This is a genomic window from Bradyrhizobium sp. cir1, assembly GCF_014198245.1.
Classification (GTDB): Bacteria; Pseudomonadota; Alphaproteobacteria; order Rhizobiales; family Xanthobacteraceae; genus Bradyrhizobium.
On the sequence record NZ_JACIHE010000006.1, the window covers coordinates 222,358 to 237,216 of the forward strand.

A 14,859-nucleotide genomic window follows, 5' to 3' on the forward strand; every position below is an offset into this window, starting at 1 on the left:
CGAAATTGGTGCCGACCCTTTCGCAAGCTTTAGATCGTTGGCATTGGCTCACCGCCCTTGGAACACCGCCGGCCGCCGCTCGATGAAGGACTGGATGCCCTCGCGCGCGTCGGCGCTCTGAGCACGCGATCCCGGATCATCGGGATGCAGGCGATCGTAGCCGCCTCGCCCTGCTCGGTATATTTTGCGGTCGGCCTCCTTGGTCACCTGAATGCCAAGCAACCGCAACAACAGGGTGTTGCGGACAAGAGAAGGCAATGGTGATCACACATGGCAAACTCACGACGCGGACGGCTTTGGCCCCGATCGACGCTTCTGCACCTCCCCGACGATGCAGACCGATCAGGAGACTGTCGTAGACCGTTTCGTTCGGGAACAGGCGGGCCCGCTGAACGCGGCCGCATGCCCTGATTGCGCCCTCGCTAGGCTAGAACTGCACGCCGCGCGTCAAGGCACCGTCGACGACGAGGTTCGTCCCGGTGATGAAGCTCGCCGCGCGGCTCGCGAGAAACACCACGGCGTTAGCCATTTCCTGCGGTGTTCCCATCCGTCCCGTCGGATTAAGCGCCAGCGCGGTCTTGTAGAGCTCTGGATTGCTGTCCTTGATCATGTTCCAAACCCCACCCTCGAAATAGGTGTTGCCCGGCGAAACCGAATTGGCGCGGATGCCCTTCCCCGCGAGTTGATTGGCCAGCCCTTGCGTATAATGGATGATCGCCGCCTTGAAGGTGCCGTAGGGGCCAGCCGCGAAATCGACCTCGCGTCCGGAGACGCTCGATATCGTGACGATCGCGCCGGCCGAGCTCTTCTCCAGATACGGCATGGCCGCATTCACCAGCCGGACCGTGCCCATCATGTCGGTCGAAAATTCCTTCTGCCAGCTTTCGTCGTCCTGTCCGATCGCCAGCGCGCTGACATTGGCGACGACGACATCGATGCCGCCGAGCTTTGACGCCATATCGGCGACCCAGGCCTTCAGGACCGCCGCATCGGCGACGTCGACCGCGCCGCCATAGGCCGCAACGCCCTTGGCCTTGAGCGCAGCGACGGTGATTTCGACCTCGGCCAGATTACGGGAGCACACCCCGACATCGGCGCCCTCGGCCGCAAATGTCTCGGCGATCGCGCGGCCGATTCCCTTGGTGCTTCCCGTGACGAGAACTTTTGCGCCCTTGAGTCCCAGATCCATGATCAGCTTCCTTTTCTTGATTTTCAGTAGTTGTGCCCAGCCACTTTGATCAAACCGCGATAGCTGTGCGGCATGCGCATCGAAACCAGATCCTTTCGCCGCACGACATTGGTTGGATAGATGCTGTCGAGGTTGGTGGTGTCGACCAGTGCGGTTGCAAGCCCCGCGCCGCCGGGCGTGATCGCCTCCTGCCGCGGGAACGCGAACGTGTCAGGGCCGAATACGCCGCTCAGCCCAGGATAGCCGCGTTCTGGATCGACGACATTGGCGAAAGCGAAGAACAAGTTATTCTCGCCGGCGCGAACGCGGAAATGATGCCAGTGGTGCAGATCCTGGCCGGTTGGGATCGGCTTCGGCTGCTCGATCTGCGTGCCGGGATGCGACGAACTGAAGCCTTCCTTGATCGCGGCAGGACACGCGACGAGATCGCAGCCGCGAAGCGCCAGCACCCGGCCCGCCTCCGGAAACGACGCGTCGTGACCGATCAACAGCCCGATGCGGCCGATTGGTGTGTCGACAACGGCCCAGCCGTCACCGGCCGTCGCCCAGCTTCGCTCGTCGGCGGTGAGATGCGTCTTGCGATAGACCGAGATGTCCCCATCCGGCGTGACGAGGCAAGCGCTGTTGTAGACCAGATCGCCGTCGCGCTCGGCGAGGCCGCAGACAAGATAGAGGTCGAGCTCCTCTGCAAGCCTGCCAAGGGTGTCGGTCGCTGGCCCCGGAATCGGTTGTGCCCTTCTTGCGGGATCGGCAAGGCCCGTCAGGGCGAGTTCCGGGAAGACGACGAGCTCCGCGCCTTCGGCGCTGGCCTTACGGGCGAGCACCGAGATTTTCTCATGATTCCGGCTGATGTCATCGCCGGGCGTAAATTGCGCGACGCTGACCCGCGACGTCTTGCCGGTCGGCCAGGGCTGGTGGCCATAGAGGCCGAAAAAGTCGCGCGGATTCCAGCTGAACGTGTCGGTAAGCAGCTCCGGATAGAGCTCCGGCCGGCGCTGCGCGAAGACGGCTTCCCCAAGCACGCGGCGGGCGCGTGCGGCGTCGAGATCGATCTCCGAGAGCAGCACGCCGTCGCCCTTGTCGCGCACGGCGATCACCTGCCCGTCCGGCGCGATCACGCAGCTCCCGCCGCTGAACTGCACGGTGCGCTCCAGTCCCCATCGGTTGCTCTCGATGACGTAGCAGCCGTTCTCGAAGGCGCGGCTGATCCAGTATGGCGCCGGCGTCCGCTCCGCCAGCCAGTTCGAGATGTGGCAGATGACATCGGCGCCGCCGAGCGCCATCAGCCGTGCCGTCTCGACGAAGTGGATGTCCATGCAGATCAGCAGCGCGATCCGCCCGATCGGCGTCTCGAACACCTGATTGTGCAGGTCGCCGGCCGCAGCCCATTTCGGCTCGGAGATATAGGGATGCGTCTTGCGGTGGCGGCCGACGATGCCGTCTGGCCCGATCAGGACGGCCGTATTGAAGTAGATGTTGTCCTCGTCGACCTCTGGCATGCCGACGACGATGTAGCAGCCATATTTGCGCGCCAACGCCGCAAAGCGGCTCGTGGTCGCCCCCGGGATCGTCTCGACGAACGGCGCGACCTCGGCGCGGTCGAACCAGCAATAGCCCGTCGTTCCCATTTCCGGCGTGACGATGAGCTTCGCACCGGCCACCGCCGCCTGCTCGCAGAGCTCGAGCAGGCACGCGATGTTGCGCTCCTTTTCGAACATGGTCGGCTCGAACTGGACGGCGGCGACCTTGTGAATGGTGGACATGATCCAGTCGACCTCAACCGAGATAGGACTTCTTGATGGAAGCACCTAACGTGTATTTGGGATCGACCATGTTGCCGAGCCTGATACGGCCGGCCTGGGTCAGCAGCATGTAGGCGTCGATCTCGTCGAAACCATAGTCGGCCGCCATCCAGCGGCAGAGCTCGCGATAGGCGATGCGGGCTGCATCTTCCATCGGGCGTGCCGAGCCGATCGTCATGATGAAGTCCTTGGTCTCGAGCCGTGGCCAAGCGATGGTCCAGCCCTTGATCAGATCGACCTGCACTGTGGTCACCGTCGGATGCTCGATGGCGACGCCGCAGAGCTCGCCGTCACCCTGCGCTGCATGGCAATCGCCGAGATAGAGCAAGGCGCCCCTGGTGTTGACAGGAAGGTAGATGATGGCGCCGACGCCGACGTCGGGCAGATCCATATTGCCGCCATAGTAATCCGGGACCAGCGAAGATATCGCCTCGATCTCTGGCGAGGTCCCGATGGTGCCGATGAACGGCTCATAGGGCAGCGTAATCTTGTCGTTCCATTTGGTTCCGGTCTTGGCGTCAATCTCGAGCTTCTTGACCCGCTCCGGCAGCGCCGGGTTGAGCAGCGCGGTCTGCCCGGTCGAGACCAGGCCACCGAAATCAGGCATCACCACGGTCGTGCCGCAGGGCTGCGGCCCGCGCGGCACGATGCTCTCGATATAGACTGCGAGCGTGTCGCCCTTCTCGGCGCCGTTGACGTGGATCGGCCCGTTCTGCGGATTGAGGAACGGAAAGTTAAGAATCTTCGACGGGCTGTCGGTCTCCTTCTTGATGGCGCCCTCGAACGCGTCATGGGTTTCGGCGGCCACCACTGCTCCGGGATCGACGGTCAGCACCGGACTCACGTAGGGTCCATAGACATAGTGGTACTTGCCCTGCTCGCGCTCGGTGATGCTGTATTGGGTACCGCGCTCGCCCTTGGCGATGCCCTTGCGGGCCATGATGGAGTCTTTCTGCCAGGACATTTGCTTTTCTCCTTCTGTCGTTGGCGTAAGTCTTCAAACCGCAAGATGACGGCGCATCTCGGCCGCGTCATCGAGCGCCGCGCGATCGAGGTTCGCGACGATGCGTCCCTTGTCCATGACGTAGCAGCGCTGCGCCATGGCGCGGATCATGTCGAGATTCTGTTCGACCAGGATGATGGTCACCCCGGTCCTATGGTTGAGCTCGACCACGTTGCGCGCGATGTCCTGGACGATGTTGGGCTGGATGCCCTCCGAGGGCTCGTCGAGCAGGATGAGATTGGGGTCGGCGATCAGGACCCGCCCGATCGCGAGTTGTTGCTGTTGGCCGCCGGACATGGTGCCGGCGCGCTGATTCCAGCGCTCGGCCAGAATCGGAAAGGCCTCGACGATCTTGCGCCGGCCCGCTTCGGGAATGCCGCCGCCCTTGATCGCGGCGCCAACCGCGACGTTCTCGCCGACGGTCAGGCGCGGAAACACGTCGCGCCCCTGCGGCACATAGCCCATGCCGAGACGCGCCCGCTTGTGGGCGGCCAAGGATTCCACGGCTTCACCGCGATAGACGATCGAGCCGCTCATCGCCGGCACGAGCCCGATCAGGCTCTTCATCAGCGTCGACTTGCCGACGCCGTTGCGTCCGATCACGGCGACGATCTCGCCTTCGCGCACCTCGATCTCGAGGCCCTGGAGCACCGGCTTGCCGCCATAGCCGGCGCGCAAGCCCAGGGTCGAGAGGATCACTTCCTTGCGCGGCACATCAAGCATGGGCCTGCCCCAGATAGATCGCCGCCACGCGCTCGTCGGCTACGATCTCGTCGATCGAGCCTTGCGCGAAGACCTGGCCGAGATGCAGCACGGTGACGCGGTGCGCGACCTGCCGGACGAAGGCCATGTCGTGCTCGATCGCGAGCACCGTCATGCCGTCGGCATTGAGCCGCTGCACCATCTCGCCGGTCATGTGGGTTTCCTCGGGCGACATGCCGGCGGTGGGCTCGTCCAGTAGCAAAAGGCGCGGCTTCAGGCTGATCGCCATGCCGATCTCGAGCCATTGCTTCTGCCCGTGGCTGAGATTGCCGGCGATCTGCGCCTGCTCGGATTCGAGGCCGAGGAAGGCGAGCAGCCGCCCAATCTCGGCTTCGAGCTCGGCGCCGCGGTGCCGGCTCTGCAAGGCAATCTCGAGGTTCTGACGCACCGAGACGCCCTTGAAAACCCCGGGCACCTGGAACTTGACCGACAGGCCGCGGTGGATCCGGGCAAAGGATTTCAGCGCGGTGATGTTCTCTCCGGCGAAGAGAATGTCGCCGCTGCCGGGATGATGCTCGCCGAGGATCAGGCGGAACAGCGTGCTCTTGCCGGCGCCGTTGGGTCCGATCAGGCAATGGATCTCGCCGGTTCGCAGCGTGAGATCCACGGAATTGGTCACGTGCAGGCCGCCAAAGTGCTTGTTCAGCTTGCGCAGTTCGAGCAGCGACATCAGCCCGCCCTCTGCGTGAAGCGTGCGGCGAAGCGACCGAGCCAGTTCATGGTGCCCAGCACGAGACCGTTCGGCGCAATCAGCACGGTGAGCACCAACAGCACGCCCATGAAAACGAGCGCATACTGGCTGCCGTAGATCGTCAGTGCCTGGAAGGCGGCAAGGACCGCGAGCGTTCCGATCAGGGTGGAGGTCAGATCGCTGCGGCCGCCGACCGCGACCCAGATCAGCGGCAACGCCGCCGCCGTCATGCCCATGCTGGACGGCGTGATGTACTGCCCCCATACCGTGTAGAGCACGCCGGACAGCCCCGCGAGCGCTGCCCCGATGACGAAGGTGATGAGCTGGTATTTGCGAATGTCGTATCCGAGCATCTCCGCGCGCTCCGGATTCTCGCGGATCGCGACGATCACGTTGCCGAACGCGGAATTCATCAGGATGCGCAGGCCGAGATAGACCAGCACGAGCAATCCGAGCACGACGTAGTAGAGCCCGATGTCGGCAAAGAGAACGAGCGGCTCGCCCGGCCAGGGTATGGTGAGGGGCGGCATCGCACTCATGCCGTTGAAGCCATTGAGCCGTGCACTGCCGATGTGCCACTCCGGCCCGGCGGTCTGGGCCATGAAGCGCTCCAGCATCAGGGTCACCGCCAGCGTGACGATCCCCAGGAACACGCCGGCGATCCGCCCGAAGAACATGAAATAGCCGAGCAGGAGCGCAAACAGCGCAGCGATCGCAATGGCAAGCACCAGCGCAACGAGGGTGAAGCCATAGGCCGAGCCGAAATTGATGGTGAGCACACCATAGCCGTAGCCTGCGATGCCGAAGAAGGCAGTCTGGCCGAAGGACAGCGAGCCGCCATAGCCCCAGATCAGGCAGAGGCTGAGCGCTATGAAGACCCAGACGAAGAAGTAGACGGTATTGCCGACGGTGTAGCCGTCGCTGAACAGTGGATAAGCGCACGCGGCAACGAGCACGAGGCTGAACAGGCTCCAGAAGGCCGGCCCCCGGCCGGCGGTCTGCGGACCTTCGAGATGACGAAACAGGGACAGGAAACCTCTCACGACAACTCCACTCCGTCAGGTGCGCTCGCGCAGGACGAAGCCGGAAATGCCTTTGGGCAGCACCCGGACGACGATGATGACGGCGACCAGCAGGCCGATCTGGCCGAACAGCTGCCCCTGCCAGGACGTCATCGCCGACTTCACCACCGCGAGCACGCCGCCGGCCGGTGCCGTGCCGAGGAAGACATCGGCGCCGCCGATCACGACGGTGACGAAGGCCTCCATGATGAAGGTCGCGCCCATGGTTGGCACCAACGTCATGGTCGGCGCGTAGAGACCGCCAGCAAGGCCGGCGAGCCCTGCCCCGCAGGCGAAGGTGAGGCTGTAGATCAGGCGCGTGTCGACGCCGAGCGCGGCCGCCATATGCGGCACCTGGATGGTGGCGCGTGCCAGCACGCCGAAGCGCGTCCAGTTGAACAGCGCGTAGAGCGCTGCGAGCACGCCGAGCGCGGCGCAGAACAGCACGATGCGATAGATCGAATAGGAGTAGTCGCCGACCTGGAAGCTGCCGAACGGCGTGCCGACGCCGGCCATGGTCGAGCCCACCATGATCAGCGTGCCCTGCGTCGCGATCAGGCTCAGCCCCCAGGTCGCAACGATGGTGTCGAGCGGCCGGTCGTAGAGATGACGGATCACCGCGAGCTCCACCACGACGCCGACCAGCGCCGACACAAGGGTGCCGGCCAGTATTCCCAGCGGCAGCGGCAGGCCGGCATGCACGGTCGCGGCGGTGACGTAGGCACCGCACATGATGAACTCGCCATGAGCGAGATTGATCACGCCCATCATGCCGAAGATCACCGCGAGCCCGCAGGCCGAGAGCACCAGAAATGCAAAGGCATCGCCGAATTGATAGAGCGCCGAGAATACGTGGGTCGCGATGTCCATGAGTCAACCAGAATGTAGGAGGATGCGGCGTCGCCGCCGCAGATGTCCGTGATCGCCCCGGCGCACCGGCAACGCCGGAGGCGTGCCGGAAGCGCCGGAGCGATCAGCCGCCGGTCAGGGTTTCGGCGGCGGATTCGACGGCGTGTACTGGGCCATCGGATCCTTCTTGGTGAGATCGCAGCCGGCTTCACCCAGCCAGTACGGCTTGATGTCCTCCCAGACCTTCGGGAAGGAGATCGAGTGATCAGCACCGACCTTGGCGAGATAGATCGTGTGCGACATGTGCTGGCTCTTCGGGTCGATGCAGACCTTGCCTTCCGGCGCGTCCATGCAGACGTCACCCAGCGCGATCACCTTGCGGATCTCCTCGCGCTTGGTCGATTTCGCGCGCTCCACCATCTGCTTGTAGAGATAGACCGCGAGATAGGAGTTCTCCGCCTCCTGGTTCACATAGGGCTCGCTCGGGAACTTGGCCTTGAACTTGGCGTAGAATTCCTTGCTCTTGGGCGAGTCGATCTCCTCGATGTAGTTGGTGGTGACATACATGTCCTTCAGGCTCGGCGGCTTGAAGCGCTTGTGCTCGTAGCCTTGACCGACGTTGACCGAGGACGCCATCGGCAGGTTGACGTTGGCGGAAGCCGCCTGCTCGTAGTAGGAGGCCTGCGCGGTGCCGACCAGCAGCGTGACCACGAAGTCGGGCTTGGCCTTCTGGATGTTCTGGATGCTCTGCGAGAACTGCGAGACGCCAAGCGGGATGAACTCCTCGCCGGCCATCTTGCCGCCGTTCTCCTTGACGATCTTGCGCACCCATTCGGCCGAGATCTGGCCGAAATTGTAGTCGGCTGCGAGCGTGTAGACGTTCTTGCCGTACTTCTCCATCATGTACGGAATGAGCGTCGAGAACTGCTGCTCGGGCACGGCACCGGTGACGATCATGTGGCCGTCGCAGACACCGCCTTCGTACTGGTTGTTGTAGAAGGCGAAGCCGTTGAACTGGTCGACGATCGGGCGGTACGCCTCGCGCGAGGCCGAGGAGAAGCCCGCGAACACGACGTCGACCTTGTCGCGCTGGAGCACGCGCCGCATGAACTCCTGGTAGCGGGTGTTGTCGGACTGGGTGTCGTAGGGAACGAGTTCCAGGGGCCGGCCCATGATGCCGCCGGCTTTGTTGATCTCGTCGGCGGCGAGCTGGATGGCGTGAACCTTGCCGATCGTGGCCGCGGCGAAATCGCCGGACTGATCCTCCAGCACGCCGAGCTTGATCGGGTTTTCCGCTGCGAGCGCCAATTGTGATCCAAGGGGTAATCCGAGGACAAGCGTCCCCGTGAGGGCTGCGGCGCGCAGCCCCCGCAATACAGACTTGCTCATTTTGCTTCTCCTAGATGGCCTGCTTGTTGCCGCCTTGCAGCGTAATGCCGGTCGTGCGGCCGGACGTATCGGGCGGCTTCGCCCGCTTGCTCAGAAACTCCTCACAATAGAGTTCCATGTTCTGCCGCGCGCGCATGCTGTCGCGACGGAGCTGGGAATAGGCTCCTTCCTCGTCGAGGCCGTCTTGCTGCATCAGCAGGATGACCGCTCGGATCACCGCGCGGCGGCCGCGGCGGCGCTCCTCGAGGCCCTGCAGGCGCTCATACATTTCGACGCGCAGCAGGAACTGGTTGATGCCCATGAACAGGGACGTGTAGACCGCACCGCCATGCACCGGCTTGCGAAGGAACGAGGTGGCGCCGAGATTGACCAGCGCCTTCAGCCGGCTCGGCGCTTCGACGCCGACGAGACCGATCACCGGCACCGGCGGCAGCCGCGAGGCCGGGTTGACCTCGATTGCGACCGCGCCTTCGAGGTCGCCGTCGACAAACAGGATATCGCGATCGGCCTGGAGGCTGGCGGCGTCGATCTGAGCGCGGCCGTCGATGATCTCAGGATATTCGGTGGACACGCCGAGCTTGGCCAGCGTCGTCTCTAGCGTGCTCTCCCATCCGCCGCGCCTGGTGACGACGATGGCACGGCCGCCCTTGAAGTTCTGTAACAGTCGAGAGCTCATGATTGCACCACCTTCAACAGCGGAGAGCGCATCGCGCTGGCGAAGCGCGGCGCCGACTGGACGAGATAGGGGTCGGGCGCGATCGGCTCGCGGGATTCCAGCAGCACCTCGAACTGGCCGTTGGCCGCCGAGCGGCCGATCCGCGGCGTGAGCCAGGCATGAAAGGTCTGCCGATCGATACGGACCTCTCCTTGCGGGGCGCGCAGCCGCTGATCGGCGACCCCGGCCCGCACCGTGCGAGCGTCGTCGGTGCCGGCCTGCGACAACGCCACCGCGAGCAGCTTGACGGCGATGTAGGAGGCTTCGGCGTCCGCCGACGACACCGGTCCATCCGGAAAGGATCGCGTATAGGCAGCGATGAAGGCGGCATTTTCGGGAGAGTTCAGCGAGGAGAAATAGACGCTGGACGATAAATGTCCCTCGACAGCATCAGGGCCGATCTCCGGCAACTCCGGCTCCGAAAGCGTGCAGCTGGCAACCGGGATTTTCGCAGCCTGGTCGATACCACGCGCGCGGCAGGCGGCGCGGAACGCGCGGAAGAATGCATAGGCGCTGGTGCCGATCAGGTTATTGAAGACGAAATCGGGCCGCTGGTCGATGATCGCCGCGATCACCTGGTCGACCTCGGTATCGCCAACCGAGAGATAGCGCTCGGCGAGCACGGTGCCGCCGCGCGCGGCGAGCGCCTCGCGGAAGATGCGGTTGTTCTCCCAAGCCCAGATGTAGTTGGAGCCGACGCAGAAGGCGCGCTTGCCGACACGCGTGGCGAGATAGTCGACCAGCGGGAGAACGTGCTGATTTGGCGCGGCCCCCGTGTAGATGACGTTCTCGGAGCTCTCGAAACCTTCGTAGTGCGACGGATACCAGAGCATGCCGTCGAACTTCTCGAAGCAGGGAATGACCTCCTTCCGGCTCGAGGAGGTGTAGCAGCCGACGACGTGACGGATCCCAGAGTTGAGCAGGTCCCGGCTGAGCGAGCGGTACCGGGCGAGATCGCCGGTGGGATCGACCACGACCGGCTCCAGCGCGATCGTGTCGGAACCGGCGTTCGTCTCATTGAACGCGAGCAGCGCTCCGTTGAGCATCGAACGCGCGACGACGCTGTACGACCCCGTCGTCGAGAACATCACACCAATACGATATCGCGTCCGCGCCATCACTCGTTCCAAAACAAAAAAGCGCCCGCCGGCTGTGAAGCCGAGGGCGCCCTCGCCGCCAACCGAACACGCGAGATGCGCGTGGTGTTGGAAATGATTTGAACTCGTCGCGTTGACGGGCTGAGCTGCCCAACGCTTGGACGACACGGTCGTTGAGATCGAAACCGAAGTCAAGCGCGTTATTGCAGCGCAGACTGCTGTAATTCATATCGCCATGCAGAAAATCTGTGCAGCGCGGCTGTGTGTGCCGACAGGATAGCATGCGTCGCATTGTCCGGCATAGCCGGTATGAACTCGGATGCGCTGACCGCGATCCGCGCCCGATAGAAATGCCAGATTGGCTGTTCGACAGATTCGACACAACGTGCTGCGCCTGGTCAGATCAGGCTCGACTTGGTAGCAAGCTTCATTTTTCGATCGCCCGCATCAGTACCGTTCTTCGCGCGGGATTTCACCGGGTTCGTTATCGGCAGGTCGGGAGCCGGCTCCACACACGATCGGTGATCGAGCTAGACGGAGATCGGTGACCGACGTCCGTTGGTGTGCTTGAACCGAACGTCGAACCGGGCTTTCTCCTTCAGCGCCGCTTCGCAGGTTCAGCCATTCAGCTCTCCTCGCGCATGGCGAGAGCTGCAAGCAGTGTCCGATTGCTGACGTCAAGCTTTTGGAAGATGTGATGAAGATGAACTTTGATAGTGCCATCGGTGATGTTCAGTTTGCGTCCGATTTCCTTGTTCGACAGTCCTTCGGACACCAGGCGCATGATCTGGCGCTCACGGTCGGTCAGTACGTCCAGTACATTCTGCTCAGGCGCGAAATTTCCCTGCTCGCGGGGCACCACCCCGCTCGAGCGGGACGGCGACGCTAACCTCTGGCCATCGGCAACTTGACGCAAGGACTGAAGGAGAAACGCGGTATCCACATCCTTCGGAATGATGCCGTACACGCCTGCGGCAGCCGCTATGGCAAATTCTCGCTCGTCGATAGATGCGGTGAATAGAACGAGCTTGGTCGGAATATTCTCGGCACTGGCGATCGCGAGAATTTCCAGCCCACTCACATCGGGCATTGCAATGTCAAAAATGGCAATGTCAGGCACCCGACTTCTGATGGCGTCAATGCAGCTGGTCCCGTCACAGCAAGACGCAACAATTCTGAAGCCATTGCTGGCCCCGAGAAGATCGATCCACCCCTGCAGAACCACCGGCTGGCGGTCCGCAATCACCACGGTGACACAACGCGTGGGCATTTTTGCCCTCTCTCTCCCCTGTGGCTCAACTCCTGGCAATTAAACGCGGGTCTTCATGCATGTTTCCAGGTTTCGGTTTGCGCTCTCTTCAGCCAAGTAGAGCACCAGCCGCGCCGCAGCGCAAAAAGAGGCGCAATAGCTCCATTTGGCTGCAACCGTCCAGATTGAGCCTCATCCGGCTCCGCGCATCATACCCCCGGGCATCGCCGCCACGAGGTGCGCCGCAGCACCGCTTCAAAACACTATCTCGGGCGCGCTCTACCCTCAGGGAACCGGACTACAACAGTCCGGTGCGGGTATTTTTCAGGGATCCCGCACTCGCCCGACGGCGACCGCGTCTCATCAACAAGCTCCCGGCTATATACCTTCAGGTATATTGGGATATCGGGGATTCGAATCTACACTTCATAAAAATGTTATGGCCAAACGAGGATCGAGCCACTCACCGAAGACTAGTAAGCTATACAATATCACTTGCCTGTCTACACCGTAGAATTACTACGGTTTGATCGATGTTTCTGTTTCAGTTGCGCGCCGACTGGGAGAGTATCATGCAGAGGCGGCAGTCATTTGCGGCTGTAGTCATTGGAAAAAGTGTATTACTCAGAGAAGCGCTTTCCGGAATACTGCGCACAGCCCATTTTAGAATTCAAAGTTCAGTATCATCCACCGATGATTTGTTGCCGAGCACGCTTCAACTGCATCGACAGCAGCTTCTATTCCTTATTGTTCACACCGGCGACGAGTTTGAATCCATCGCGGCACAGATAGCTCTTCTCCAAGCACAATATCCAAACGGGCTCGTCGCAATCGTGGCTGACCGATACCGCGAGAGCGACCTGGTTTCTGCATTCCGAGCGGGCGCGAACGGCTATCTCGTCGACGTGGCAACGTGCGACACATTCGTCAAATCGATCGAACTCGTCATGATGGGCCAAACAGTTTTTCCACCGGCCTTGCGCACCTTCGTTCGCGGCGCCGAATTCGCGTCCGCCGGCGAGATAGCAGCGCATCGAGATAACGGCCACCTGGCTACCGAAAATTCTGCTGCGCCACAGCTCTCTCCCCGTGAAAAGCTGATTTTGCGCTGCCTCGTCGAAGGCGATACCAACAAATGCGTGGCACGCAAGCTCGATATTGCCGAGGCGACCGTGAAGGTTCACGTCAAGGCGATCCTGCGCAAGATCCGTGTTCAGAATCGGACTCAGGCTGCAATCTGGGCCATGAACAATAACGATTTCCTGCACCAATCAACCGACGACAAGAATTCCGCAACACCGAAAGCCGGCAAGCAACCTCCGGCTCCCGACGCGGAGATACCCGGGGCACCTGCACCACTTCGCGTGATTTTGCAGAATACAAATCACGTCGGGATGGACCGCATCAATGGCCAACTGTTTCACAGCGTAGTCAATCAAGGAGCTACCGTCGCAAGACGAATTGGCAAGTAGCCGGCAAGTTGCGGCCCAACAGAACAATTCCTGGATATCGGTCAAGGCGCCGCGCAAAATGTCCCCACGGGTGCATTCATCTGGCGCCTTTGGCTTCCAGAACGACAATGACTGTCTGGAGCAGAATATAGAGGTCGAGCCAAATCGACCAATTCCGGATGTAGAAAAGGTCCTGCGCCTTCTGAACCTCCAGGTCGCCGTCGCTTCGCGACGAGATTTGCCACATGCCGGTGATGCCCGGCTGCACGCTCGTACGAATGACGCGGAACTCGTCATCAAAGCTGTTCATATGGTACGCAGGAAACGGTCTCGGACCGACGAGACTCATATCGCCACGGATCACGTTCCAGAGTTGCGGCAATTCATCAAGGCTGGTCCGCCGCATGAAGTCTCCGATGGTAGGCAGGATGCGAGGATCGCGCGAGAGCTTGAAAAATCGCTGCCATTCCGCGCTGGCGACCGGATCACAGCGTAGATGCTCCTGCAATCGTTGTTCGGCATCGGCATACATCGTGCGAAGCTTGAATGTCCGCAACGTCTTTGCGTTGCGTCCGATGCGATCTTGGACATAGATCGCCGGCCCCGGATCGATGACCTTGATGGCAGCGGCCAGGAGGAGAATGATGGGCCCTGCCAGCACTGCAGCGGGAACCGCGACAAGCAGATCGATGATCCGCTTGAGTGTCTGTTTGTACGGCAAGCAATGATCGCGCCTGATCTCGATCCCGATCCCTCCACCCAGGGTCCGGGTGCGCAACCACAAGCTCTGCAGATCCTGTACGTCCTCGACCAGCAGCAATCGACAGGTCGGCAGCCACGGAATTGGACTAGATGCGGTCGCGCCCAGTTCACTGGCCGAAATAAACAGCGCGAATTCGATATGCGGATCTTGCCCGCCCAGGTCCGCGAGTTCCCCCACCAGCGGCAAGGGAAGCGCGTTTCGCGAATCTTGGTCACGGGATGTTAAGATGAAACCGATCGGCCGCAATCCGATAGAAGGATCTTGTAGGAGAAGCCGCGCCAGTTTCCGACTGTCCTCGCCGCACCCGACAACGGCTGCCGGAGCGCCCCACAGCCCAAAGCGAATCAACAGCGCGCGGAACATGGTCTCCACATAGTGACCGAGAATCAGCACGGAAATCGCATCGCACAATCCAATCGCGAGAGGCTGCCCCCCCAGTCCATTCGGGCGACCTTCGATCAGAAGGTCGAGCGCAATCAGCGCCGCGACGCCGATCACGCGCAGCCTGAAGCGCTCGTATGGGCTGGGGCCACATCCGCTGTACAGGCCGACAAGAAAGAACACTGGAATGACCAGAGGCAGCATGAGGTAGCCCTGGTCGGGTGATTGCAGGCCGATATTCTCAATCAATGTCCGGTTGAGAGAGGTAGCAGCGATTGCCGCCATGACATCGCCGGACGACAGCGCCGCAATGACTATTGGCTTTCGAAATCGATGGGCCAATCCCTCGTCGCTACTGCGCCATTCATGATGACTTTTCGGCGCATCAGCTCGCGTCAGAAGAGCGCCAACGTCTGCCATTCTCAACCTTCCACTGTCGTCAATATCACTCGTTCGC

At 61.9% G+C, this 14,859-nt stretch carries 14 protein-coding genes; 1 reads left to right on the forward strand and 13 read right to left on the reverse strand.

Going from position 1 to position 14,859, the window contains the following annotated elements; all coding sequences use genetic code 11:
- Positions 1–48: 48 nt before the first annotated feature.
- The 12 genes from GGD63_RS15765 to GGD63_RS15820 form a co-directional block, all read right to left on the reverse strand.
- Complete coding sequence (locus GGD63_RS15765; protein ID WP_246785492.1) at positions 49–258, reverse strand: hypothetical protein; 210 nt, start codon at positions 256–258, stop codon at positions 49–51.
- A 169-nt stretch (positions 259–427) separates the two neighbouring features.
- Positions 428–1,189, reverse strand: a complete 762-nt coding sequence (locus GGD63_RS15770; RefSeq protein ID WP_183243469.1) for an SDR family NAD(P)-dependent oxidoreductase — start codon at positions 1,187–1,189, stop codon at positions 428–430.
- Between the two features lie 23 nt (positions 1,190–1,212).
- Positions 1,213–2,952, reverse strand: a complete 1,740-nt coding sequence (locus GGD63_RS15775) for a nitrilase-related carbon-nitrogen hydrolase (RefSeq protein ID WP_183243471.1) — start codon at positions 2,950–2,952, stop codon at positions 1,213–1,215.
- 13 nt (positions 2,953–2,965) lie between these two features.
- Positions 2,966–3,955: an acetamidase/formamidase family protein gene (locus GGD63_RS15780; RefSeq protein WP_183243473.1), complete on the reverse strand. Its 990-nt coding sequence runs from the start codon at positions 3,953–3,955 to the stop codon at positions 2,966–2,968.
- Positions 3,956–3,988: 33 nt separating this feature from the next.
- Positions 3,989–4,717 carry an ABC transporter ATP-binding protein gene (locus GGD63_RS15785; RefSeq protein WP_183243475.1) on the reverse strand — a complete coding sequence of 243 codons (729 nt, stop codon included), beginning with the start codon at positions 4,715–4,717 and terminating at the stop codon, positions 3,989–3,991.
- Complete coding sequence (locus tag GGD63_RS15790; protein ID WP_183243477.1) at positions 4,710–5,426, reverse strand: ABC transporter ATP-binding protein; 717 nt, start codon at positions 5,424–5,426, stop codon at positions 4,710–4,712. The genes GGD63_RS15785 and GGD63_RS15790 overlap by 8 nt, the downstream gene beginning before the upstream one ends.
- Complete coding sequence (locus GGD63_RS15795; protein ID WP_183243479.1) at positions 5,426–6,490, reverse strand: branched-chain amino acid ABC transporter permease; 1,065 nt, start codon at positions 6,488–6,490, stop codon at positions 5,426–5,428. The genes GGD63_RS15790 and GGD63_RS15795 overlap by 1 nt, the downstream gene beginning before the upstream one ends.
- Positions 6,491–6,505: 15 nt before the next feature.
- Positions 6,506–7,378, reverse strand: coding sequence for an ABC transporter permease subunit (locus GGD63_RS15800; protein ID WP_183243481.1), 873 nt, complete (start codon positions 7,376–7,378; stop codon positions 6,506–6,508).
- Positions 7,379–7,492: 114 nt separating this feature from the next.
- Positions 7,493–8,746: an urea ABC transporter substrate-binding protein gene (locus GGD63_RS15805; RefSeq protein ID WP_183243483.1), complete on the reverse strand. Its 1,254-nt coding sequence runs from the start codon at positions 8,744–8,746 to the stop codon at positions 7,493–7,495.
- A gap of 10 nt (positions 8,747–8,756) precedes the next feature.
- On the reverse strand, positions 8,757–9,422 hold the full coding sequence (locus GGD63_RS15810; RefSeq protein WP_183243485.1) for an ANTAR domain-containing response regulator: 666 nt from the start codon (positions 9,420–9,422) through the stop codon (positions 8,757–8,759).
- Positions 9,419–10,579, reverse strand: a complete 1,161-nt coding sequence (locus GGD63_RS15815) for a transporter substrate-binding domain-containing protein (RefSeq protein ID WP_183243487.1) — start codon at positions 10,577–10,579, stop codon at positions 9,419–9,421. The genes GGD63_RS15810 and GGD63_RS15815 overlap by 4 nt, the downstream gene beginning before the upstream one ends.
- Positions 10,580–11,183: 604 nt before the next feature.
- On the reverse strand, positions 11,184–11,828 hold the full coding sequence (locus GGD63_RS15820; protein WP_183243489.1) for a response regulator transcription factor: 645 nt from the start codon (positions 11,826–11,828) through the stop codon (positions 11,184–11,186).
- A gap of 512 nt (positions 11,829–12,340) precedes the next feature.
- Between GGD63_RS15820 and GGD63_RS15825 the strand changes: the two genes are divergently transcribed.
- Positions 12,341–13,279 carry a response regulator transcription factor gene (locus GGD63_RS15825; RefSeq protein WP_183243491.1) on the forward strand — a complete coding sequence of 313 codons (939 nt, stop codon included), beginning with the start codon at positions 12,341–12,343 and terminating at the stop codon, positions 13,277–13,279.
- Positions 13,280–13,355: 76 nt separating this feature from the next.
- Here GGD63_RS15825 and GGD63_RS15830 read toward each other — a convergent pair whose 3' ends face one another.
- On the reverse strand, positions 13,356–14,822 hold the full coding sequence (locus GGD63_RS15830; protein ID WP_183243493.1) for a sugar transferase: 1,467 nt from the start codon (positions 14,820–14,822) through the stop codon (positions 13,356–13,358).
- Positions 14,823–14,859 lie beyond the last annotated feature (37 nt).

Excerpts from the sequence above, each read along its gene's own strand:
- GGD63_RS15770 (WP_183243469.1), bottom strand. The coding sequence starts at position 1,189 with ATGGATCTGGGACTCAAGGGCGCAAAAGTTCTCGTCACGGGAAGCACC.
- GGD63_RS15775 (WP_183243471.1), bottom strand. The coding sequence starts at position 2,952 with ATGTCCACCATTCACAAGGTCGCCGCCGTCCAGTTCGAGCCGACCATG.
- GGD63_RS15780 (WP_183243473.1), bottom strand. The coding sequence starts at position 3,955 with ATGTCCTGGCAGAAAGACTCCATCATGGCCCGCAAGGGCATCGCCAAG.
- GGD63_RS15785 (WP_183243475.1), bottom strand. The coding sequence starts at position 4,717 with ATGCTTGATGTGCCGCGCAAGGAAGTGATCCTCTCGACCCTGGGCTTG.
- GGD63_RS15790 (WP_183243477.1), bottom strand. The coding sequence starts at position 5,426 with ATGTCGCTGCTCGAACTGCGCAAGCTGAACAAGCACTTTGGCGGCCTG.
- GGD63_RS15800 (WP_183243481.1), bottom strand. The coding sequence starts at position 7,378 with ATGGACATCGCGACCCACGTATTCTCGGCGCTCTATCAATTCGGCGAT.
- GGD63_RS15805 (WP_183243483.1), bottom strand. The coding sequence starts at position 8,746 with ATGAGCAAGTCTGTATTGCGGGGGCTGCGCGCCGCAGCCCTCACGGGG.
- GGD63_RS15810 (WP_183243485.1), bottom strand. The coding sequence starts at position 9,422 with ATGAGCTCTCGACTGTTACAGAACTTCAAGGGCGGCCGTGCCATCGTC.
- GGD63_RS15815 (WP_183243487.1), bottom strand. The coding sequence starts at position 10,579 with ATGGCGCGGACGCGATATCGTATTGGTGTGATGTTCTCGACGACGGGG.
- GGD63_RS15820 (WP_183243489.1), bottom strand. The coding sequence starts at position 11,828 with ATGCCCACGCGTTGTGTCACCGTGGTGATTGCGGACCGCCAGCCGGTG.
- GGD63_RS15825 (WP_183243491.1), top strand. The coding sequence starts at position 12,341 with ATGTTTCTGTTTCAGTTGCGCGCCGACTGGGAGAGTATCATGCAGAGG.
- GGD63_RS15830 (WP_183243493.1), bottom strand. The coding sequence starts at position 14,822 with ATGGCAGACGTTGGCGCTCTTCTGACGCGAGCTGATGCGCCGAAAAGT.